17 protein-coding genes and 3 pseudogenes are annotated in these 20,947 nt (G+C 56.1%); 7 read left to right on the plus strand and 13 right to left on the minus strand.

The annotated features are described in order from the left end of the window. Positions 1 to 12: 12 nt before the first annotated feature. Together ACEWPM_RS16795 and ACEWPM_RS16800 are read right to left on the minus strand one after the other, a co-directional pair. Positions 13 to 1,293, minus strand: a complete 1,281-nt coding sequence (locus tag ACEWPM_RS16795) for a hypothetical protein (RefSeq protein WP_393964010.1) — start codon at positions 1,291 to 1,293, stop codon at positions 13 to 15. A gap of 663 nt (positions 1,294 to 1,956) precedes the next feature. Continuing rightward, a complete protein-coding gene (locus ACEWPM_RS16800) occupies positions 1,957 to 2,121 on the minus strand; it encodes a hypothetical protein (protein ID WP_393964009.1) in 165 nt (54 codons plus the stop codon). Positions 2,122 to 2,186: 65 nt separating this feature from the next. Between ACEWPM_RS16800 and ACEWPM_RS16805 the strand changes: the two genes are divergently transcribed. The 3 genes and pseudogenes from ACEWPM_RS16805 to ACEWPM_RS16815 all read left to right on the plus strand — a co-directional run bounded on the left by ACEWPM_RS16805 (position 2,187) and on the right by ACEWPM_RS16815 (position 6,063). After that, a complete protein-coding gene (locus ACEWPM_RS16805; RefSeq protein WP_393964008.1) occupies positions 2,187 to 4,595 on the plus strand; it encodes a hypothetical protein in 2,409 nt (802 codons plus the stop codon). A gap of 716 nt (positions 4,596 to 5,311) precedes the next feature. After that, a pseudogene (locus tag ACEWPM_RS16810) lies at positions 5,312 to 5,404 on the plus strand (transposase); the annotation flags it as partial. A 263-nt stretch (positions 5,405 to 5,667) separates the two neighbouring features. Then, positions 5,668 to 6,063 carry a bacteriohemerythrin gene (locus tag ACEWPM_RS16815; RefSeq protein WP_393964007.1) on the plus strand — a complete coding sequence of 132 codons (396 nt, stop codon included), beginning with the start codon at positions 5,668 to 5,670 and terminating at the stop codon, positions 6,061 to 6,063. Positions 6,064 to 6,281: 218 nt separating this feature from the next. Here the strand turns inward: ACEWPM_RS16815 and ACEWPM_RS16820 are convergent, their stop codons facing one another. After that, positions 6,282 to 6,503: a hypothetical protein gene (locus ACEWPM_RS16820; protein ID WP_393964006.1), complete on the minus strand. Its 222-nt coding sequence runs from the start codon at positions 6,501 to 6,503 to the stop codon at positions 6,282 to 6,284. 2 nt (positions 6,504 to 6,505) lie between these two features. Continuing rightward, positions 6,506 to 6,943: pseudogene (locus tag ACEWPM_RS16825) on the minus strand (IS66 family transposase); the annotation flags it as partial. 174 nt (positions 6,944 to 7,117) lie between these two features. Between ACEWPM_RS16825 and ACEWPM_RS16830 the strand changes: the two are divergent. Both ACEWPM_RS16830 and ACEWPM_RS16835 read left to right on the plus strand, forming a co-directional pair. Then, positions 7,118 to 8,530 (plus strand): hypothetical protein, encoded by a 1,413-nt coding sequence (locus ACEWPM_RS16830; protein WP_420768036.1) that lies wholly within the window; start codon positions 7,118 to 7,120, stop codon positions 8,528 to 8,530. 68 nt (positions 8,531 to 8,598) lie between these two features. Then, positions 8,599 to 10,407, plus strand: coding sequence for a hypothetical protein (locus ACEWPM_RS16835; protein WP_420768037.1), 1,809 nt, complete (start codon positions 8,599 to 8,601; stop codon positions 10,405 to 10,407). A gap of 46 nt (positions 10,408 to 10,453) precedes the next feature. Here ACEWPM_RS16835 and ACEWPM_RS16840 read toward each other — a convergent pair whose 3' ends face one another. From ACEWPM_RS16840 to ACEWPM_RS16865, 6 genes are all read right to left on the minus strand, one after another. Then, complete coding sequence (locus ACEWPM_RS16840) at positions 10,454 to 11,257, minus strand: hypothetical protein (protein WP_393964004.1); 804 nt, start codon at positions 11,255 to 11,257, stop codon at positions 10,454 to 10,456. Positions 11,258 to 11,364: 107 nt separating this feature from the next. Beyond that, on the minus strand, positions 11,365 to 11,610 hold the full coding sequence (locus ACEWPM_RS16845) for a hypothetical protein (RefSeq protein ID WP_393964003.1): 246 nt from the start codon (positions 11,608 to 11,610) through the stop codon (positions 11,365 to 11,367). A 48-nt stretch (positions 11,611 to 11,658) separates the two neighbouring features. Beyond that, complete coding sequence (locus ACEWPM_RS16850; protein WP_393964002.1) at positions 11,659 to 12,333, minus strand: hypothetical protein; 675 nt, start codon at positions 12,331 to 12,333, stop codon at positions 11,659 to 11,661. A 517-nt stretch (positions 12,334 to 12,850) separates the two neighbouring features. Next, on the minus strand, positions 12,851 to 13,339 hold the full coding sequence (locus tag ACEWPM_RS16855) for a tyrosine-type recombinase/integrase (protein ID WP_393964001.1): 489 nt from the start codon (positions 13,337 to 13,339) through the stop codon (positions 12,851 to 12,853). A gap of 85 nt (positions 13,340 to 13,424) precedes the next feature. Further along, positions 13,425 to 14,726: a hypothetical protein gene (locus ACEWPM_RS16860; protein WP_393964000.1), complete on the minus strand. Its 1,302-nt coding sequence runs from the start codon at positions 14,724 to 14,726 to the stop codon at positions 13,425 to 13,427. Between the two features lie 603 nt (positions 14,727 to 15,329). Further along, positions 15,330 to 15,986, minus strand: coding sequence for a hypothetical protein (locus ACEWPM_RS16865; protein WP_393963999.1), 657 nt, complete (start codon positions 15,984 to 15,986; stop codon positions 15,330 to 15,332). Between the two features lie 818 nt (positions 15,987 to 16,804). Here ACEWPM_RS16865 and ACEWPM_RS16870 point away from each other — a divergent pair. Beyond that, positions 16,805 to 17,002 (plus strand): annotated as a pseudogene (locus ACEWPM_RS16870) (IS3 family transposase); the annotation flags it as partial. A 567-nt stretch (positions 17,003 to 17,569) separates the two neighbouring features. Next, positions 17,570 to 18,247: an SOS response-associated peptidase gene (locus tag ACEWPM_RS16875; RefSeq protein ID WP_393963998.1), complete on the plus strand. Its 678-nt coding sequence runs from the start codon at positions 17,570 to 17,572 to the stop codon at positions 18,245 to 18,247. Between the two features lie 252 nt (positions 18,248 to 18,499). Here the strand turns inward: ACEWPM_RS16875 and ACEWPM_RS16880 are convergent, their stop codons facing one another. From ACEWPM_RS16880 to ACEWPM_RS16890, 3 genes are all read right to left on the minus strand, one after another. Beyond that, entirely contained in the window at positions 18,500 to 18,763 is a 264-nt protein-coding gene (locus tag ACEWPM_RS16880) for a winged helix-turn-helix transcriptional regulator (RefSeq protein WP_393963997.1), read from the minus strand. Continuing rightward, positions 18,763 to 20,484, minus strand: coding sequence for a SulP family inorganic anion transporter (locus ACEWPM_RS16885; RefSeq protein ID WP_393963996.1), 1,722 nt, complete (start codon positions 20,482 to 20,484; stop codon positions 18,763 to 18,765). Before ACEWPM_RS16885 ends, ACEWPM_RS16880 begins: the two co-directional genes overlap by 1 nt. 76 nt (positions 20,485 to 20,560) lie before the next feature. Then, entirely contained in the window at positions 20,561 to 20,803 is a 243-nt protein-coding gene (locus ACEWPM_RS16890) for a helix-turn-helix domain-containing protein (protein ID WP_393963995.1), read from the minus strand. Between the last annotated feature and the right edge of the window lie 144 nt (positions 20,804 to 20,947).

Raw genomic sequence — 20,947 nt, forward strand, 5'->3', positions numbered from 1 at the left:
CGGCGGGCCAGCTCAGAACCAGAGGGGGTCAGTATTGGACGCCGATAAGGGGTCAATTTTGAATGCTGATTGACACTCATGCGTGGAACCGAAGAGAGCACTGTGGATCGCCTTGTCGGCGCTCGCATCCAGCAGCAAAACAGGCGTATTCTGGAATGGGAATTCAACTTTGTTGACGTATTCGATGAATGTGCTGTTCCTGTCCGTCCGCTTCATGATCCACGCTGTCTTCTTCGACGCCGGCTTGTTGATCTCCCTCAGCTGCTTGAGCAGCGTGTTCCAGATTTTCAGGTCTTCTTCGACATAATTTGGCACCTGCTTCCGAGCCATCTCTTGTCCCAGATAGTCACCATCGAGGGGGACAAGATCAGATAGTTCGGCTTCTCTGTAGTCAATGATTTTTGCGACGTCCTCGATCAGCCCATCGGGGCTCGAGTGCCCGCGCATCAGTCCTCCAACCACATTATGCTCGGTGATCGTGCTGGCAATCTGCATCGAAAGATCATGCATCAGATCCGGCGCGTCGTTGTCATAAGCACTGCTTGCGTATGAACGGTTCCAGATTTCACCGAATTTCGACAGGTTGATCTTCCCATGATCGATCATAGTCTGATGGACCGCCTCATCAATGATGACGAGGTCTGTATCGCCTTCGAGAACGCGCTTTGGCAGGCCTCCGGAACGGATATATTCAACGGGTGCAAGTAGGATCTTGGGTGGCGCCATCTTCGCCATGTCACTGCGAATGCGCAGGAATGCACAGTCAGAGCGGTATTCGCACGCTTTACAGAGATCTCGAGCTCGCAAAGACATCGACTGTCGCTTGCGAACAGTCTCATGCTTTTGGCACATGTCAGCATGCCCCTGCCCTTTCCAGATGACGACTTCCTTCGCTTCGACGCCGTGGGCGAGATAGGCAGCACGCGTCTCATCCGCTAGCCGGTGATTAATGACAAAATGGACGACATGATTTGTGATCAGCCCATTTCTGATTTTTTCTGAAATCGCTTCAATCGTTGACGTCGTCTTGCCGATGCCTGCCGGTGCGTGAGCCACATGTGCCAGCGGCTTCTGGTCAGCTTTAGACGCGATCAACAGCTGGATCGTTGTCGACATCGCATCATTCGTGAATTCGAAAGCCGGACCTTCTGTGGCCCTCGCGGGGACTGTCTCGAAGCTGCTAGAAACATCGAGAAGCCGGTCCCCGCGCGCAGCAAGAATAGAGTCGAGAGGTTTCAGATTTTTATCGTAAACAACACCATTTTTTGCAAAAGCTGCTTGTGAATGCTTCATATTATTCTTTCTTCACTATTAATTTTGCTTCGCCATTATTTTATTTAAAAGTATTTTAACTACTCTCATTATATCTGCTTAAAATTAAATTCAGATGAAGCCTTGCGGCGCTATGGATGCTCGCGCATATGCGAAGAGAAGGAGATCTAAACATCGGGGAGTGCTGACCCGCACTAGAAGATGCATATTTTGTTGGCTATGCCGTCGATCAGCTCTGCGGCAAGGATGACATCCGCGGACATATCCAGTTTTTCGAAGATGAAGAGACCGAACAGCTTGACATCAAGTTCGCGGCCATCGACACGCGGGCGCGAGATGAGCTCGACAGGTTCATTCGCATATTCTTGATGGACGCGAAGAACACTTCCGCCGCCATCACGGCCGGAGACTATCAGATCCGTGGGACGCTGCCTGATTTGAAGTGCCAGCTCCGCAGCTTAGATACCGTCGTAAATGGCTGCCCTGCGCCGTCCCCGCGATCAGCTGCAAGTGGCAGATACCATGTGGATCTGCTCAGACCCGTCAAAAGAGGTCGCACGACGAAACGTGTTATGAGACGGTTCGAACAATCCTTGGACAAGCTCGCAGATCGAGCGACCGGCTCAACATTATCCTCGGCGGAGCACCGAGCATGAGAATGCCCGATTTACCTAAAACAGCCTGTCATTCTGCGGCTGAAGCAATGGAGCCGTGCGCGGCAGGAGCAACAGAATGATGTGTGATCAGCCACGCGATCGCATTGAAAGCGAAGCCGGAAAATCCTTCTAGGAACACCATCGCATAGGTGGCGAGCATCAAGTAAAATATTCGTTTGGGATTATCTCTCATCTTTAATTCCGCTTTCACCTCTGCCTGCGATTGTGTATTACAATCAGGATTAAGTGTTTTTACAGATGGCCAGAATTCCAAAAACCGGAAAGAGAAAGAAATCTAAAAGTAGTCCAACTGGACCCGGCTTCGATCCGAGTGACTACGCTCTCTATCTCGACAGAGACAAACAAGAGACCCGACTGCTTGATGTTAGGGAGACCTGCCGGCACCTGGCCTGGCGGATCGCTCATTTCCTCGATGACGCGCGGAGCTCGGACAAGTACGCAAAAGACTTCTTTCAGTTCATGTCGAGTCAACAGATCCGGGTCGCTTTCCGAAAAAATGAAAACGAAGCTCAAGAGATGCTCTATGAACTCATCGGGATGTCGGGTATCGCGATCCCAGCCTGCATGATCTGCCCTGAAGCCAGTAGCGACTTCCTTAGAGAGCATATTTCTGGCTTTAACGATCACCTGCATGATGAGATCAGATCGGGCCTCTACCGCGACCTGGATGTGATCCCCGAAACAGCGTCAGCAGAGCAGCCTGCATTCTTTCACAAGCCCACAACCGCCGATCTGAAGACTCGGTCCGAGCCCATCCGAGCAGCAATGAAGGAAGGCCTCGAACAGAAATATCTGGGCTCAACTGGTGGCCATGTGCTGAGTGCCATGAAGGAAGCTGACTTCGACACCTCAACCAAAATCTGGAGCGCCCTGCCCTACTCCAAGACGTTTTTCGCGCTGCCGGATGGTAGGTTCGCGAAGCGCGAGAACTCGCAAAAATCAACGTTCTTCTTCAACCCAATTTCAGCCCCGTCGATAGATGAGGCCGTCGATCAGATTTTCGGATCGGGCTCGTTCACGACGGTTGGAAAACCTGTGTTCCTCGAGAAATTCAGAGGCCTGAGACGGAAAGAGACAAAGACTGAGATCTACAAATTCGGTCCAGAGGGCAACCGTCGAGAGCCGATGAAATCGGTCAAAGACAAGTGCGTGGCTGCGTTCGGAACGAAGGATGGAAGCTGCGTTGCGTGGCTGGACGCGAAAACCTACTCGATGGGCACGATCCTCGACCAGAGGATCCGCGCTCTACCCCTAGATATCGATGATTTTGAACTATCCCGCGAATACAACCTCGAGACTGAGCTTGGAGCTGCCTTTGAAGAGGTTAGAAGCGCCCTGCCCCATGCATTTCAAGGCGTCCGCTACCTTGGCAGCCTATCGAGCTCAGCAGGCATGCACGGGTCCGGATCAGAGCATGACAAGTCGTATTCATACGATCCGAATGTGACACGATTTCGAGGTCGCTTCTGGTTCGAGCTCGATGAGCCGATAGAGCCTGTTGAACTCAAGAAAATGATGGTCGAGATCGACAAAGACCTGGTCGACGGCGCCCTCTACTCGGCAAACCAGCCGATTTATGGAGATCCGGTATTTGTCGGCGCTGACGACCCTCTTGCCGGACGCCGGAAGCTGGTGGTTGAGGGGGAGTCGGTGCTCGATACGGGCTTGCTACGTGCGGAGTATGAGTCCGCCCGCCTGAAGAATGCGGAGATCAATAGGTCGTCCCGACCCTCCAGCAAGTCTACAGCCAGCCACCAGATGCGTGCTTATCGAGATGGTGGTGGATTGATTTCTGATGCGGTCGCGGCCTTGCAACTGGTCGGTGATCGACATGCTATGCACGCAGCAACGAAAGAAACTGATCACTTCAAATTCTTGCGCTCAATCGTCAACGCGCACCTGTTTGCTATATACAACAGGCAACCATGGCTTGAGCCGCTTTCTGCGGATGAAGTAGTCGATCCAGATCCGGACACGCCGCTGGGAGCCCATATTGAGACGCTAAACTACGCAGCGCATCATGCCATGATCGCCGCCTTCGAGGATCCAGAAAAGATTACAAGCCAAGCCCATCTGGACGAATACGGCATCATCGAAGGTGGCCTCGACCCGCGCGGAAAATGGTGTAAGCTCGTCATCGATGCAAACAAATACGCCGCATCTGTGAAAGCCACAAAGTCAGAAGAAATTGGGCGCGAGGTCCGCGCAGCCACAGAAGCCACCCCTGCCCTATTGCGTGACTACCGAAGCAAATGTTTGTTTCAGGACACCGCAATACCGGGCGTTCACATCGAATGGCTGAGCGGATGGCCCGTCATCAACACTGAGAACGGGATCTACATCCTTGATCTCAAGCTGTCCGAAGATCAGCGCATGTGTGCCATCGACCCCAACCAGGGCATCATTCTCGGATCGGATAGGCATCTAGGTTCCCGCATAGATGCCTTGGAATTCCTGAACTGTGAACAGATGATCGAGAGGTTCGAAACCGAGCACTTTGACGCAAGATCTACAATGTTTGTTGCCGGTCGAGACCACAATGACCTGCGCCGTGAGCTCCATACAAATGCGCTTCCGGACCCCAAGATGCCACCGCGGCGCCGCCTGCCTGCGCACGCGCGCAAACCGGCTGCTCCAAACTTCTGAAAAAGGTTCCCGCCGAAATCAATCGCCAGGAACCTAGAATCTTAGACCGTTTTGAGATCAAGCCGCCTTTCGGCGGATAACAGAGTGATCCTGGTTCCGTTGATCATCTTTATATTCTAATCCGCCTATTCGATGGGTAACTAAATCTTTCCCACACAAAGTATTAACTGGTTGCAAAATGTTGCTACCAAAAACATAAGCTTTTTTGCTATCAATGTCATCGTTATGAATGATGATGTTGCATGTGTCTTAAAAAGTACGGATATGTTTAGAACTATTTACCTGGAAACCATTAAGGCGGTGTAAATATTCGGCGCTATCTCATACATATAAATGTGTTGAGAGCGGGAAGAAGCTTTGATGATGTGATCGTCCTCCTTTGTGGATCATCGCAGACCCCTCCTTGGCCTCGGCCGGCTTCGATTACGTGGCCCATGCGGCGCCAACGATGAATTCCTCCTCGCCGCCACCGCACAGAACCTCAGAAAGCTGGCGAAGATATTTCCTGCACCGCAGCGAACGCGCAAAGCCTGACAGGAAAGGAAGCTGCGCCATTCACGAGGCCCAATAATCTGCGCTCGCGAACGGGTGTTTTTCCACAGAATCAGCGGAAACCGGACGTAAGCTGCGTTCCCGCATTGTCCAAGCCCGATACGCCACCGCCGACATTTCGACTGCCGTGAGCAGAGTGGGTCTCTACGCTATCACATGACGATTCAGAGTTGTGCAGCAAGCATGGCATCAGTGACGCGACCTTCTACAAATGGCAGTTGCACTCTGGCGGCATGGAAGTGTCGCGTGCCAAGCGGGCTATAGGCGCTGAAAAACCTCTTCTACGTCATCCGTCTATGAAAGGGCTCTCTCAGCTCGATACACCCAACTGCTGGCGCTCACGAGGCAGATGCGCCAACAAAGAAGCGAACTCATTTGATCCGCAGATGCTATACGTGTAATATTCATTCTATTGTAAGGCCAATTGGTGAAAGTTAGTTAAGAACCTAAATATGGATCCCAGATTGTCGTTTTGGATCGCGGATTCTGATCTCTTGATTAGCGTTGAAAGGGGATGTGCATGAAGTGGCAAGCGCGATTTGAAACGGGCGATACAGCAATCGACCAGCAGCACAAGTTGTTGTTCGACACCACGAACCAGTACCGGCAAGTTTTGGAGGCAAATGCCGGCGAAGCTACATATGACCTGTTTCTGGAGGCACTCACCTTATTCGTCGAGACGCATTTCTCTTACGAAGAAGAGTGCATGTTCGCCCATCTTTGTCCCGCAGCGGGGCAAAATAAGCGCGAGCATGAACACTTTAGCCGCCTGGTTCTAATAGAAAACGAACGCTTCGCCTCCGAAGGGTTTGTCCGCACAAAAGCCGAACGCCTGCTGGGCATGATCGACAACTGGCTCGAGAGTCACATAGGAAGAATCGATATTCAGCTGAAAGACTATCTTCCTAAAGCCTGAGGCTTGCTGAGCGGCTTTCGCGCACTCCTGCGTTTCCCATCATATTTCAACTTCAGTTCGAAGTGGAGTGCCCCCATCGGGTGGTCCAGGCCAGGCCAGAGATATTCGGAGCCAACCATCAGCGGGTCTTGCATCGATCTGTCGAGAGACTTGCGCGTGCCTTCTAAGATTTCGAAGCGGACAGGTTTCGTAAGCATCCGGCGTAGGCCACAGCGAGGTCAACGCGCGTGCTCACGGTCCATTTCGATGAGTTCTTGCAGGTTTTCAATCCCGAACGGAGTGAAGGAGATGACGCTGTCGTCGCCAGGGCCATAGACCCAGATCACGCCATCTTCGGTTTCCATGTCGATGGCGAAATCGAAGATCTGGTCGACGGTTTCGCCCAGTTCAGCTGCAACGCGGTCGATGGTCTTTACGGAATGCACCTTGTTGAGCTGCATGATTATGCCGCCTCGGCGAAGGACAGGGTTTTCCAGTTCCAAGGCAGAAGTTCATGCACGCGCGAGACGGGCATGTCGGGCAGCCGGGCGAGGACATCGGCCAGCCAAGCCTGCGGGTCGATGTCGTTCATTTTAGCGGTGACGATGAGGGTATACATGGCCGCGGCACGGTGCCCGCCGCGCTCGGAGCCAACAAAAAGCCATGACTTTCGGCCCATAGCCACGCCACGCAGAGCGCGTTCGGCTGCATTGTTCGTCAGGCAGATGCGCCCGTCATCGAGGATTGCCGTGAAGGCCCGCCAACGGCCTTCCTTTTCGAACATGTAATTGATCGCCTTGGCCACCTTGTTGTGTCTGAACAGTTTCGCGCGCTCTTCCTGCAGCCAGTCATGGAGATTGTCCACCAAGGGCAGAGACAGGTTCTGGCGAGCGGCAAGCCTAACATACGCCAGATCCTGTCCAAGAGATGGGAAGTAGCTCACGCTACGCATTTATGTGTAAGGTGTTTTGCAAACTTACCGAGCGGCCAGACTGAAATATAATTTGCCCCTCGGGGCGACAGAAAAGGTTCTCGATGCTAATCTGTGTTGTAAGAGCCTTATTCGGACGATGTTATGCGTGTTGATCCAGAACTGAAAAAATTGCTGGACGAACTGACAGGCAGGGTCGCGGCGGGCAATCGCGAGGCGCTAAAGCTCAGAGTTCTTTCGGAATACCGCGCTCTCTGTTTGTCGCGTGGCATGACCAATTTCGATCTGAAACAGTCGATGGCTGCCGCGGAAGAACTGATCGAAGAGCGGTTGGCCAATATGCGTTCCGCACCTTCGCTGACCGATGGTGACATTGACGCGGCATATACGCTGGCAGTGAGGAGGTCTTCCACAGAGACCGAGCTCAGATTTGCCATGCGCCGCGATCTCAGCCTTCAAGGGTTTTCCAGGGCCGATGTCGACGAAGCCGATGGTGCAATCCGGGAGCGTATTGAAAACGGCAATAAGTGCGCCGCCGAAATACGGCCGAAACAGCGGGACTCCGGCGACACGCAGCAGGCCGCCACCAATGGAGCCAAGGATCCCCCACCCGTCGGCCCATCCCGCGAAATCATGCCGCAAACTGCTGAAAGGTTGGACCTGATCAGCGGTCAGGCGACCGGTATGGCACCTTTTGACATCATCGCCGGGTTGCACCGAACAAAAGGCATATTCGAAGCTCTGTTGGCCCTCTCTGAAGCTGGTAAATGTGCATCCGGCTGCGAGGATGAGGGGTTTGGTGCGTTGTTCGCGGCCATCCAGGCAGAAATTCCGGAGTTGGGCCGAGCGATAGATGCCTGCAGCTTTGTTCTGCTTTCCGAGCGGCCTGTGCCAGTGCCCAATGCGATCATGCCACTCGTTCTCGTCGGTGCGATGGAACAAGGTACGATCAAGGCCGAGGTCGATGGCGGGCGATTCCGGCTCGAGGACATGGAGTGTTTCAATACCCCCGAAATCCGGCGCCTTTTTAATACCCGCGCAGATCGAATTTACGCAGGCCTCGATAGCGAAGGGGTCCGCACTTGGATGGCCGCCGCGCACGCGGCCGAGCGGGCGGCGCATGTCGCCGCCGTGCGGCACCTGGTCGAACGGATCGTCACCGAAGAAGCCGTAACGGCCCGGACAGGCTCGGTAACACGAGGCCAACCTGCGCGCCGCGCCGCGAAGGATCGCCCCGGCTCGTCGACCCGAGTAGCAGCGTCCAGGGTTGAGCCCAAGCCAGAAAGACGGATCAACAAGAGTGGACTTGCGATCATGGCAGGGATTATCGGCACGATCGTCGTGGGCGTGGGCTGGTACGACACGTGGCGCAACTGGATCGATCCGTGGCTGGCGCCTTGGGCGGAGCGTGCCGCCGCTTATCGCAAGATCCCTTTTACGCCGACGGTAGAGATGGGATTCACCCCTCTTGCGGATGTCGACAGCGGCGTAGCACCCGCGCCAGAGTCCCTGCAACAGGCCGCGTTCGAGACATGGTTAAAGGACACTGCGCAATGATGTTCCATTTGGCTTTGACGATGACCGTATGGCTTGCGGTCCTTACTGGGCAGGGCGCGGCTCAAACGATGTCATTTCTGCACCAAGGCCGGGACGACGCAATCGGATATGGCACATCCGAACGTGGCGCGGGGCTGGATTTCGCCTGGAAGGGCAAGCTTCAGATGGGCCTTCTGATTGATGAGCCGGTCATTTCTCAGCAATTTCAATACGTAATCGGCGACGGACTGGTCACGCTGCCCATTCTGGGCGGCGTAGACGAACATTACGAAACGGTGCGCTTTGGCGCTTTGCCGGATCGGTACCAGAATTATGTTCGCCTCTACGATGTTCAGATCCGGCACCTTTTCGAGGTTCCCGGTCGCGGCAAGGTCGAACTGGTGACGAATGCCGGATCGACCGGATGGAATGGGGAATGGGCGTTCAATGTTCCGGGTTCGCCTGAATGGGATAGGCTTTTCCGGCGCAAGGGCGGCGACTGGCTGTCCGCAGACGCCGCGAGGGAGGTCTGGCAAGCAAACCCGGCGCTGGTGTCATCCACGATAGAAAACGCGCGGCTGTCGCTTTGGACGCTGCATTTCAGATACGCCAAGGACCATGACCGTGTCGGCTACGACGCGCTTCGCAGCGCGCTTGACCGGGTCGAGGACGGGCTGTCGCGCAGTTATGGACTGAAGGCACCGAACCGCCCGGACGAGGCATCGCTCGTAGCGGACTGGCGCGATCTGGAAACGGTCAGTGGCATGTTGTCCGAGGCGACATGGTCCGAGATGACTGACGCGGCAAAGGCCTGGCTCGACCGATTGGAGGCCATGCCACCGCGATTTGCCCAAGGCGACAACCATGCGCCGTTCCGCACTGCGATGGCGGATGCGCGCCTCGTGTTCGAGCGGACGCAGGACCAGCGCGAAAACTGGACCCCGCGCGGTTTGAACATTGACAACATCCCATCCGGATACGCTCCCACCTTCATGTCGAAAGAGCAGCACGAGGAACAGCAGCGTATCGACGACATTGCTCAGAACTTCGAGCCGATCTTTGACCGCCTCGCCGCAACCTCCGTGTCCCTAAAATCCTGTGGGTCGCTTCCCGGAACCCCGGTCCGGGACGAGCGGGCCGTCTTCGACGCGTTCGACTCCCGGATGAACGACATAAAATCCTGCCTAAACTTGACCTCGGCCAACCTGCAAGATCAGCTGGTCGAGATCCGCGGGCTGAACACCCGGCTGGAACACATCATAGAGGCGGTCGCGCCCTCGTTGTCAGCCGACGAATTCGAGACCATCGCAAGAGCGGTCGACCATCAGGCAGTCCGGCTCAATTCCGAGATTGCCGCCGCCCGCACACAGATCGACGCCGCCAACGCGGCATGGGATGCTGCTGCGGCGGCGCGAAACAGATCACTCCAAAATCTGTATTCCGTCCGCGAACAGCGCCGTGCCGAACGACGCGCCGCAAAGCTGGCCGAGGAAAACCGGCGCCGCGAGGCGGCGCTTGACCGCGCGCAGAGGGAAGCCGACGCGCAAGCATTGGTGTGGGGCCTGACGCAGATGCAGCGCAGCGTCTCGAACGGAGACCCATTGCAGGATCCGAATTCAGAATTCTGGCAGGGAATTCGGGCGCGCGCGGCGACGGGGGAGTACACGGGGGTGTCGTCATCCGCGACCCATAGAAGTGGCTCAGGTATTGTATCCGGAGATACCCGAAGTTTTGCGTACCCTGAATTTTGCGTCAGTAACGCTCCGGCGGGCCACGAAAACCCCTGCACTGAAGCAGACGAGAAAAGATGGCGGCGCGCCGAGGCCGAAGAGAAAGCACGGCTAGAACGCGCCACGAGGGGCAAGTGCAAAGAAGGGTGCCCCGCCGCGGCGCAATGATGCTTTGGAGAACCTGAAAGTGAGGGCTGGCGAGAGCGTCGGCAACTCAGCGCAGTACTATGGCCTCGATCCGCCCCGTTGCCTTGTCGATGCGCAGCCAATCCGCGCGCACCTCGGTCAGGGCCGAGATCTCGCCCCAGCCGCAGCCACCCAAGGGAATGCAAATAGCACGGCGGCCCGGCGCTGTGGCGAGCTCGGGGGCCGCGAAAATCAGCCGCTCCCCCAGCGTCTCTGTCGCCGCGGCATCGGCATCTGGCGACAGAAACAGCGGTTTGGCGGGATCGGCCGCGATCATTGCGTCCGGCGCAGCACCAGCCGAGGGTGGCCCGAACCCGATCAGATAGGCGCGCGCGCTTTCAAGCACGCGCGCGTCGCCGCGCAGAAAGTCCTCACCAAGCCGGTCAATGGCGTCTTGGATCGCCACAGTGTCATCTCGCGCCTCGATTTCTGGCCGATCTTCGGCGATCCGCCGGGTTAGCGCCTTAGCGCTACGAGGCAGACCGACGAAATCCAATTTCGCCGCCACGGTCTGGCGCGTATCGAGGCTATGCATGACGGTAAATGCCTCGACCTGCGCCATGCGGTGCAGCAGATCACCCATCTGCAGGCCGTCATGGGGGATCTCCGCGCGCACGCCGCCCTCGGAATGGAAGACAACAAGCGTGTCGAAAGACAGAACCAAGTGCCCACCATCGACAGCCACCCGGTGGTCAGGGCCGTCATGGAGGACTGGGCCCGCCGCCTCATGGACAAGCCTCATCGATCGCCCCGGCGTTGCGATCTTTCCGGCGACGAACCGGTCCAGCGGCTCGGCCTTGAACGTCGTGGGCGACAGCAGCGCGGTCAGCATGGCGCAGAGGCTGCCGACACGCTTCAGGGTTGTCGGGGTCGGGCTGTCGCGGCGTCGACTTGGCCACAGGGTGCTGGCGAATCCTGGCCCTCTGCGCAACCGGACCGTCACGGTCTGTCTTTCGGTGGCGCATCAGGCTCCCCGCTCTTGTCGTCCTTCTTCCGCGCAGGCGGGGCTTTCAGGTGGTCTGCAATGATTATCCCGACCACCGCCGAGACGATGCCGCCGATGATGAGCAGGAGCATCCCGCCACCGAACATGTATTCGGACCCGGCAAAAAGTGCGAACACGGCGAGCCCCGCGCGCCAGGGGGTCGGGTCGTTGTCGGGCGGTGTCGGTTCTTGCAGCCACATGCACCAAGCAAAGCCCATCGCGGCGTCTGGATCAAGAGCGCCGGGAATTCAGTCTCCGGCCACGAAGATCGTGACGCGATATCCGGCTTCGCTTTCTTCGAGGATCAGACGGTATTCGGACACAACCGAGCGAAGTGCATCGGGCGGAGCGTAGACGCGGCTGCCATCGGCTAACTGCACCGTGAGCCAATCGCCCGCCTCATCGGTGAGGCACAGTGGGTCCACGCAATGCACCGAAGCATAGGGGATGATATCCACCCGCGCCGCATCCTGTGCCGGCCTGGCGCGCAACTCGCCCGGTGCGACGTGCATCACGAAGTAGGGATCGACGTTCTCGGCCACGATCCGGGTGTGATAGGGAAAACGCATCGCGTCCTTCTCAAGCCGGATCCCGCCGGGCACCACGGCGGCATCGAAAGCCGCCAGAAACCGCCCGAAGGTATCGTCGCCATCGTCCTGCCAAAGCTCGAGAAAGGCGTCGTGCCCCGTCTCGGTACCGAAGCTGAATGTCGCGTCCGGATCGAACCAGGCCAGCAAGCCGGCCACGTCACCGGCGGCAGCGGCAGCGCGAATACCGTCCAACGCGATCTGGACCTTCGGTCCGTGGGGATCAGATTGCTCGGCAGTGAAAGAGCCATGACTCGGGTCGGCGGTTGCGTCCGATCCTGCGGCTATGAGGGCGAAAGCCATCATCCAACCGGTGCGGATAATCCTGTTTTTCATATTCGATTTATGCCTCGGCGAATGCCGTCGGGCAATACTGTTCTGGTGGGGTCGCGCTGTGGGCAGTAAAGCAAGCCGTAAAGCATTCCATCAATGGCTACGTCTTCCCCCGCTACATCGACACGAAAACCACACCAGCGTCCCACAAGGCGTCCCACAGCCCGTGAGAAAGCCCCTGAGATACGACACATGGTTGCTCAGGGGGGAAGCAAGCGAGAGGTGGCAAAAGCGCTGAATGTGTCTAACAGGTCCGTTTCCAGGGCATTGGAGGGCTGAGGCCACTTGGACCTAATCAGTGGGTCGCAGGTTCGAATCCTGCAGGGTTCACCATTTTTCAATGACTTAGTCAGGTGCTGTGTCCGCGGTTATTTTACCCTGTGTCCAAACTGTGTCCGAAGACCCTTCGAATCTCCTCGTGATAGGCTGCTAGGTTCAGGTGAGCGTATCGCTGCACCATCTGCAAACTGGAGTGACCCAGGATGTCGCGAAGGTGTAGGAGATTTCCCGCTGACTGAACCTAGCAGAAAGTGAAAGTGTGTCTAAGGTATTGAAAACGCACGTCATCGAGCTCGGCTCGTTCGGGATACCTTCCTAGGATCTGTTGAAACTGGTGTAGGCCCTTCACTTGTCGCTCACATGGTCCATATGGTTTAAAGACTAGGTCTCTTGGAGTTTCTGAACACAGCTCTTCCAGCGCCTGACGCCGTGTGTCGCACAGGAAAATAACCCTCCCGTGCTTCGACTTCGTCAAATCAACATGTAGTGTGACCTCCTTCCGATCGAAATCGATCATCGTCTTGCGAAGCGTGACCAGTTCGCCGCGCCGCATTCCGGTATGGACCGCGGTCTGGATCAGTGCGCGCTGTGTTTGGTTGGTGCAGGACTCGAGGATCCAGTCGTACTCCTTGGGCCTGAGCCACTGTACCCGTTCCCGCTCCTTGACATGTCTCTTGGAGAAGCTGAGAACCGGGTTTGCATTTGGCGTCCCAAACGTGGCTTCGATCACGTGAGAAACGACCTGTCCCTTAGCGCTGCCGCTTTAATTATTGGCACTGCATCACACCGTAAAACCGTTGGATCGAAAAACTAGATCATTGCATTCCGTCCAGCCGGGTCGCACCGAATTGGCGGACTTCCTCAACGGATGGCCAACTCCCAACCTCACTTATGGGATCTTCGGGTCGAAAAACCCAGAAACTGGGCCAGATAACGATTGGGTCTAGTGGGTTATGGGCGTAGTCTTCAACCTCTGCAGCCCAAGATGGCCCGCTAAAGAGCTCTTTACCACCAAAGAAATAGTGTAGCGATCCTATTCCAACAGCACATGTCAGACCTGCTGCGGCGATCCAGCCAATCCAATCGCTCTGGGTTACGGCAACACTCGCCAGCGCGATTGCAAAAAGTAGCGTCGGGGGGGTGTAGTAACGCTCATAAATCGTAAGAATTAGGGCTTGATCACCGAGCGCCGCGATACTCATAAAGAACGACAATATCACCGAGGCTAATACTATTCTACGTAAGTAGTACGGCGTCAGTTTGTAAAGTAAAAAAGTAAATCCGCAATACACAGACGCAAAAATAACTGTGTTGATTATCCCAAACGTACCTGCGGCCAACTGCGGTTCAGCAAAGTCCACCAGAAGACGTGCGGGGAAAAACCCTGTGAATAGAAGCGTGATCTGGCGGACCCCGTAAACGAAGAATGTTGCCAGATCAAATTCTGTTATACGCCCGCCTTGTGGGACTGACACGATGACTCCAATCTGAATCAAGGTAGCCAGACCCAATGCCCACAATTGTTCTAATCTATACGGAGAACGTTCTTGTAAAAATGCAATAAGTGCGACCAACCCCAAAAAGCAAACTACTGGCGAACTGAGCCCCATTAGAAAAAGCAAAACAACCTGAACTCTGCTCTGCTTGCCTGGGTCAGGTAGAGCTATCATCAAAGCCGCGGAGATCGCGAAAAAGAATTGGCTATTGATGGTATTCAACCAAACCTCTCCCGTTGGAGTGACCAACACATATGCGGCAATCATCAGACAACGAGCCCATAGGCCAACCGGGATACGGGCAGCAAGAATGAGGGCAACGGGAATCAGTTGTGCTAACAGCGACATTAGCAGTGTTGCGTAGGGCGCTTGCGCCATAGGCAAGAGACTTGCCAGGTAGCCCGCCATATTCGACCACAAAGAATAATATCCCATATGGGGGGCCAAAAGGGCTTCAAAGCCTGCTAGTTTATGAGCTGTCGCATAGTACACAAACGCTTCCTCAGCCCAAAATCTAGGATCATAAAATAAATTCGGAGCTCGTAAAAAAATTACGAGTACCACGATTGCAACAATCAAGGGTTTATTGAGAGTATTAAATATAGAGGAAAAAGTTTTCATAAAATCTCGGCGTCCCCGGTAAAAATTCTCGATATAACTAGGCGAGGTATACCAAATTTACTGGTATTAAATCTTATAGTAATTTTTTTGTTCGGGCAACATCACTGAACTTGTTTGCACTCGGAGATAGCTCTGTCTCACCGGCTGAGTCCAAGTTGTTGGAATCACCGCCAATCATAACGGCGACGCATTCGTCCTACTCGATCTAATCAGACTGCTTCCTGCGGATGAACAGATCGGCACCGTCACGGCCCACGGAGCCGATGGTACGCGCAGATGCCACGACACCACCGCCGACCGCGGCGCGAGAAACTACTGCCTCATGGCACGGGACTTCGCCCGTCATGTTGCGGGAGTCCAAGTCCGCATCTCCGCCATGAACGGAAACACCGTCCTTGGCATCCCCATCACAGAAGCTGTCGGATGAACCAGTCCGGGTAAGGGGAAGTCTGCTAAGAAGCGCTGTTTTATTAAAAATTCGTTATGCAAACTAACAAGTTCGCACGAGGGTACTGGCTCAACATCGTTGGATCCAATCAGCTAACAGCAAGAAAAAAGCGGCCGACAGAGGACGGCAGCCCATTTATTACTTTTACGAAAGTTTCAGCTTCTACCAGCGTCTGGATAGCCTCGCAGAACATCATGGACCAGTTGTTTCATCCAGGCTGCTGTAGCGGGTGACGGCACCTCAAGTCGACCGAGACCGCTTGGCAAATCTCGAGAATCATAACCGTAGATTACGTCAAGATGCGCTAGGGCGATTAAATAAGCACCCTGTCCATTCAAATGAATCGTGTCTGAAAAGAGGTCCTCTATTCTATCAAGTCCCGGCGCCTGCCCGGTATCGATAGCATCATGCACGGCGGCCATAATTAAAGGACCCGGAATGACTCGCATCCGTGGCGATCCGGTCGGGCGGTTGGCGTTGACGTGATCCGCAATAGCCTGCCAGCGTGCCATCTCCAGAGGCAAACGTTCACGAAACGTTAGATGTCCTTCTGGATCATTGTACGGATTGTCGAATTCCGGCCCACTGTCGTTATTTATCCAAGTAGCATAGAGGATGGTCTCGGCCCCAGCGCCATCACTGCCCTCGGTCCATGCATGGGTGAACCATCGTAAGGCCATGTTTTCAGAGTCGTGCCACAGCACAGTATTTGAGAGGGATGCACGCTCGGTGATTACTAGCAAGTCATAATCCGCAATGTCATGACGAGCATCTGGCATATATTCATTTCGATGGTTCCAGCGCCAGTCCATTGGGCTGCCTGGGATAGTCGAACGGTCTATAATACTGTCGCGAGCCTCGTGCTGACCTGCGGCAGCGACCATAGTTCTCAAAACCGGCACGATTGGATCGGTTAATGAGTGGCCGGATAGAATAACCCTCGTCGAAAACGGTTGAAATCCGGTCGCCTGTGCAGAACTTGATCCTAACAGACAAAACATCGAAATGTTTCCCGCTCCATACAAGAACGCACGCCTACTTAACCTACCGTCACGTGATTGACCATTTGGTCCTATAAATGGACGCGGATTACTCATTTGAGTACATGATCTTCACTCCCAAGCTTAGCCTCAAAGCTTACAACGTTAGCTCCTATTCAGTGAACAGAAAACTCGTAGGCACGTCATCCGCGTGAGAGATAAGATGTGCGCCCACCAAGGCAGTCCTTATGTGACAGAAATGGGAAAAGGCGATTGAGATACCCTGCAAGCCCGCAACGGGGGTGTCCTTTCCCCATTCCGCCATAGTAACCTTCAGCTCCGGGTTCTAGCTACCACTTGGCTCATCGTCTCCCTGAGTGAAAGCAAGGTAAGCCGAAGATTGCTCAAACCTGGCTCGCTAGTGCTCCTGACCATCCCGTCGCTTAGCACCGTCAGCAAATCATGTGGAGAGCAAGGATTGGTGAAAACGCCAAACCAGTGATGGAAGGGTTTTTGAGTGTGGCCAGTGTGTGTGGTTAATGTGTGTGATTGGAAGTTCCGCGCCACATTTAAGTGACTCATTTATATAACTAATTACGACATTAGTCTGAGTGGCGGAGGAGATGGGATACTATGACAACTCGTCAGCGCTGTCCGGCGATCTCGAGCAGCAGATCGGGGCCTTCGTCGAATATTACAACAACCAACGATACCACGAGATTCTGAACAACGTCACACCCGCCGACGTCTACTTCGGCCGCGATAAAGCCATTCTCAGGGAAAGGGAGAAGATCAAGAAACAGACAATCCGACAGCGCCGCTTGCAACACCAGAAACAAGCCGCATAATCAATCACACGAACGAGCCAGAGCCTCCACTGCTCAATCCGCTCTGATGTCCCATTTTATATGACGACGGACACAATCTAGTGGTAGGTGGAAAACAACTTACGAAGACACTGTTCGGTCCCGCGTTGACACTGGTCCTGCTGCTCTACTCGCTGTTTTCCCTCTGCTCTATCCTCGGGCCGGATGGGTGCAGAGAGTTGCTCGCATCCTATCCGTTCCGGTGCCAGGAAGGCGACATGTACTCCTGACCATAATCGCCAGTCTGGTGATGCTCTCCGTCGACATGGATCGCAAGTGGGAGGTCTACGAGTTCGTCTTTTCCCTGCTGAGTCTGTCAATTTTCCTCCGGCCCGTGAACGCCGAAGAAGCGACGTAGTTTAACGTCAAAATCCAGACAGTCGTTGAGAGTTTTTTTACCTCACTGGTGATGGCAGCCATTCATACACAATGCAGCATCGTTCAAAGTGGGCTCGAAGCAGACCCTGGTTACCTTGTAGCATTTGCCAAGCATCGCTTTGGCTCGAAAAAATCTGGCCCGATACCACATTTCAGCTATAGCTTATCCACATGTGCAATCTCTACTCGAACACTACCGCGCAACAGGCCATGCGCCAGCTCTTTCAGGTGGCGCCGGATCACGACCAGCTTGGCAATGCCGAGCCGCTGACCGCAATTTACCCAAACTATGATGGTCCGGTGGTTCGTCTAACCGACGATGGAGAGCGAGAGTTGGTCAGCCTGCCTTGGGGCTTTCGAACGACGAAGAAGTCGAAAAAAACCGGCGCGATCATTAAGCCAAGCGCTTGGAACAATGCCCGCGATGACAAGCTCAGTACCGCGGGGCTGTGGAAGGACAGCTTCATCAATCGTCGCTGCCTGGTGCCCGCGTCGAGCTTTTGTGAAGCGAAGGGACGCAACCCGGCAACGTATCACTGGTTTGCCTTGAAGGGCGAGGAACCGCGCCCGCCCTTTGCCTTCGCTGGCATGTGGCAGTTGTCACGGTACGAAACCAAGGAAGGACCGGAGCGCGCCGAGACCTACACCTTCGTCACGACGACGCCCAATGAGATCGTCAGGCCGGTTCACCCGTCACGGATGCCCGTTATCCTCGATGCCGAAAGCTACGACACTTGGCTCCACGGCAACGCCGAAGAGGCGCATATGCTGCTTCAGCCGTACCCGGCGGAAAGGATGAGGATTGTGCAGGAGGGGACTGATCTTCGGTCCGACGAAGGCGCAGACTGAATGCTTGGGTCACGGGTCTCCGCAAAGAAGGCCATCCATGCCTTAACGGATAAAAGAACTGGATCGGCCCTTAGAAGTCATTCAAACGAGGCCTCTCGAATGACCGCTCCTCAGCTCGATGCGGCCATACCCATATCGAAACCCGCGCGAGCCCTGACCTGCGGGATGACCGTATCCCTCGTCCGAGGGCGTAATGCCGGATATTGTTGAGCCAACCAATGTTCTCAGCCCGGGAAATCTTAGCTTCTGGCCTCATCGACGTCCATCCGTCGTCGACGTGACTGCGCGCTCCCAGATCCGTGTCCACGCGACCCGTTCGGCGGGACGAACCAGTCCGTCGCGCTCCATCCGCCGCAGAAGATGGAGGATACCGCTGTTGCTCATCCCGAGCGCATCCCGCAACTCCGCCTGGGTTCGCGGACGCTCGAGAGCCTTCAGAACATAGCGCAGCCGGGCCTCGGCCGGACCGTTCCGGCGCCGTGCCGGGCGACTTGCTACCCTGCTGGTTCCGGGCATCAAGTGGCCTCCCGCTCGGTTACGGCGGCATCGCGCACCTCCGCAACTGCCTCGTCGATCGTTGTGGCGTAGTGGACCGTTGGGGGCTCCAGGCCGTGGGTGGCGAAGACATGCTGGATCTCTCGGCTTGCCCCCGTTAGCCACAGCGCGACACCCCGATTCTGCGCCTTGTGGGCCAGCCCCTCGATCATGTTGGCCCCGGTAGAATCGAGGAAAGGCACGGACGAGAAATCGACGATCAGCGCCTTGTGGATATCCTGGATGCGATCGAGCACGGAGCCGATGGAGGCGGCCGCGCCGAAGAACAGCGCACCGGTGATCCGGTAGATGACGACGTCGGGGTTCTGGGCCTGCTCTTCATCGTAGTTTCCGCGCGGGTGGGCGGTGTCGGCCTCGTCGCGAGCGACGAAGGCGCTGTCTGCCTCAACATCTGTCGTGCGGCTCATGCGATGAATGAAGAGGACCGAGCCGAGGGCGACGCCGACCACGATGGCCTCGGCCAGATCGCGGAAAATGGTCAGGAAGAAGGTGGCGCCCAGAACCGTCGCCTCCCCCCAGCTCGAGCGGACGAGAATCGTGATGGCCGATTTCTCGATCATGTTCCAGGCAACGACGGCCAGCACACCGGCGAGCGCGGCAAGTGGAATGTATGAGGCGAGCGGTGCGGCGATCAGCATGAACAAGAGCAGAAACGCGGCGTGTAGCATACCGGCCACCGGACCATGCGCGCCGGCCCGCACATTTGTCGCGGTTCGCGCGATCGTGCCGGTCACGCAGAACCCGCCAAAGAGGGACGATCCGATGTTAGCCGCACCCTGCGCCACGAGTTCGCAATTCGACCGGTGGCGGCGGCCGGTCATGCCGTCCGCTACGACGGCAGACAGCAACGACTCGATGGCACCCAGCAAGGTGAAGGAGATTGCGGCCGGCAGGACCGCGAGGATGGTCTCCATCGAGAGTGAAGGCAGGCTGGGCGCCGGAAGCGTCGACGGGATGCCGCCGAACCTTGTGCCGATGGTCTGCACCGGCAACGAGAGCATGGCGGTCGCAGTGGCGGCAAACCCGACGGCGATCAGCATTCCCGGCCAGTGCGGGCGCCAGCGTCGCAAACCGAGGATCACGGCGATCGTTGCAGCAGAAAGGCCGACCGCGGCTGGCGTCAGGCTCGACCGTGCGGCCCAGAGAGCCGGGACCTTTTCCAGAAGTTCGCCTGGTTCATTCTCCAGCACCAGGCCGAACAACTCCCTGACCTGACTGGCGAAGATAATCACGGCGATCCCGGCGGTGAACCCCACCGTGACCGGATAGGGGATGAACTTTATGAAGGCGCCAAGCCTCAAAAGTCCTGCCGCGGTCAGCATCAGCCCCGAGAGGAAGGTGGCGAGGATCAGCCCCTCCATTCCGTGCTGTGTCACGGTCGCGGCGACCAGAACAATGAAGGCTCCGGCCGGGCCGCCGATCTGGAAGCGCGATCCACCCAGAAGCGAAACCAAGAAGCCGCCGACAATGGCGGTGTAAAGTCCCTGTGCCGGCGTCGCGCCCGACGCTATGGCGATGGCCATTGAGAGCGGCAGCGCAACGATGGCCACGGTCAGTCCGGCAATCGCATCGGCCTGCAACTGCACCGGGCCATAGCCTTCGCGCAGGACGGTGACGAGCTTGGGGGTGAACAGTTCGGAGAACCTGGGAGCGTCGCTCTGCCCGGTTGTCGTGTTTTTCATGTGTGGCCGCACCTTTGGGAAGGAAGCGGCGGGATCGTCGGCTTGGTGTCGGCGGTCGCCGTCGCGGGTATAAGGATCAGGGTTCTGGCGGAGGAGCTTTCAGACGCACACCGCGCCCGATAGCAGTGCTGACGGAGCCTTCTCCGATCAGCTCGATGCCGGCGTGCTCGAGTGCTGTGACGACTTTAGTCAAGCTTTCCACGACGCCGCGCACATTGCCGCTGCCGGCTTCCATGCGCTGGATCGTCGGGACGGAAAGTCCCGCCAGTTGGGCCAGCGTCTTCTGGTCAATGCCGAGAAGGGCGCGCGCCGCGCGCATCTGTGGGCCTGTGATCATAGCGCCTATCTGAAATGTTATAAACGATACTTAGAGGATTATCTTTGATGTTTCAAACATCTTCGTTCTGCGGCGACCGACGCTTGAAAGGTTCGAAAGTCTCAAAAAAACCAGTGCAAACCATTG

This window comes from Roseovarius maritimus (assembly GCF_043355895.2).
Classification (GTDB): Bacteria; Pseudomonadota; Alphaproteobacteria; order Rhodobacterales; family Rhodobacteraceae; genus Roseovarius; species Roseovarius maritimus.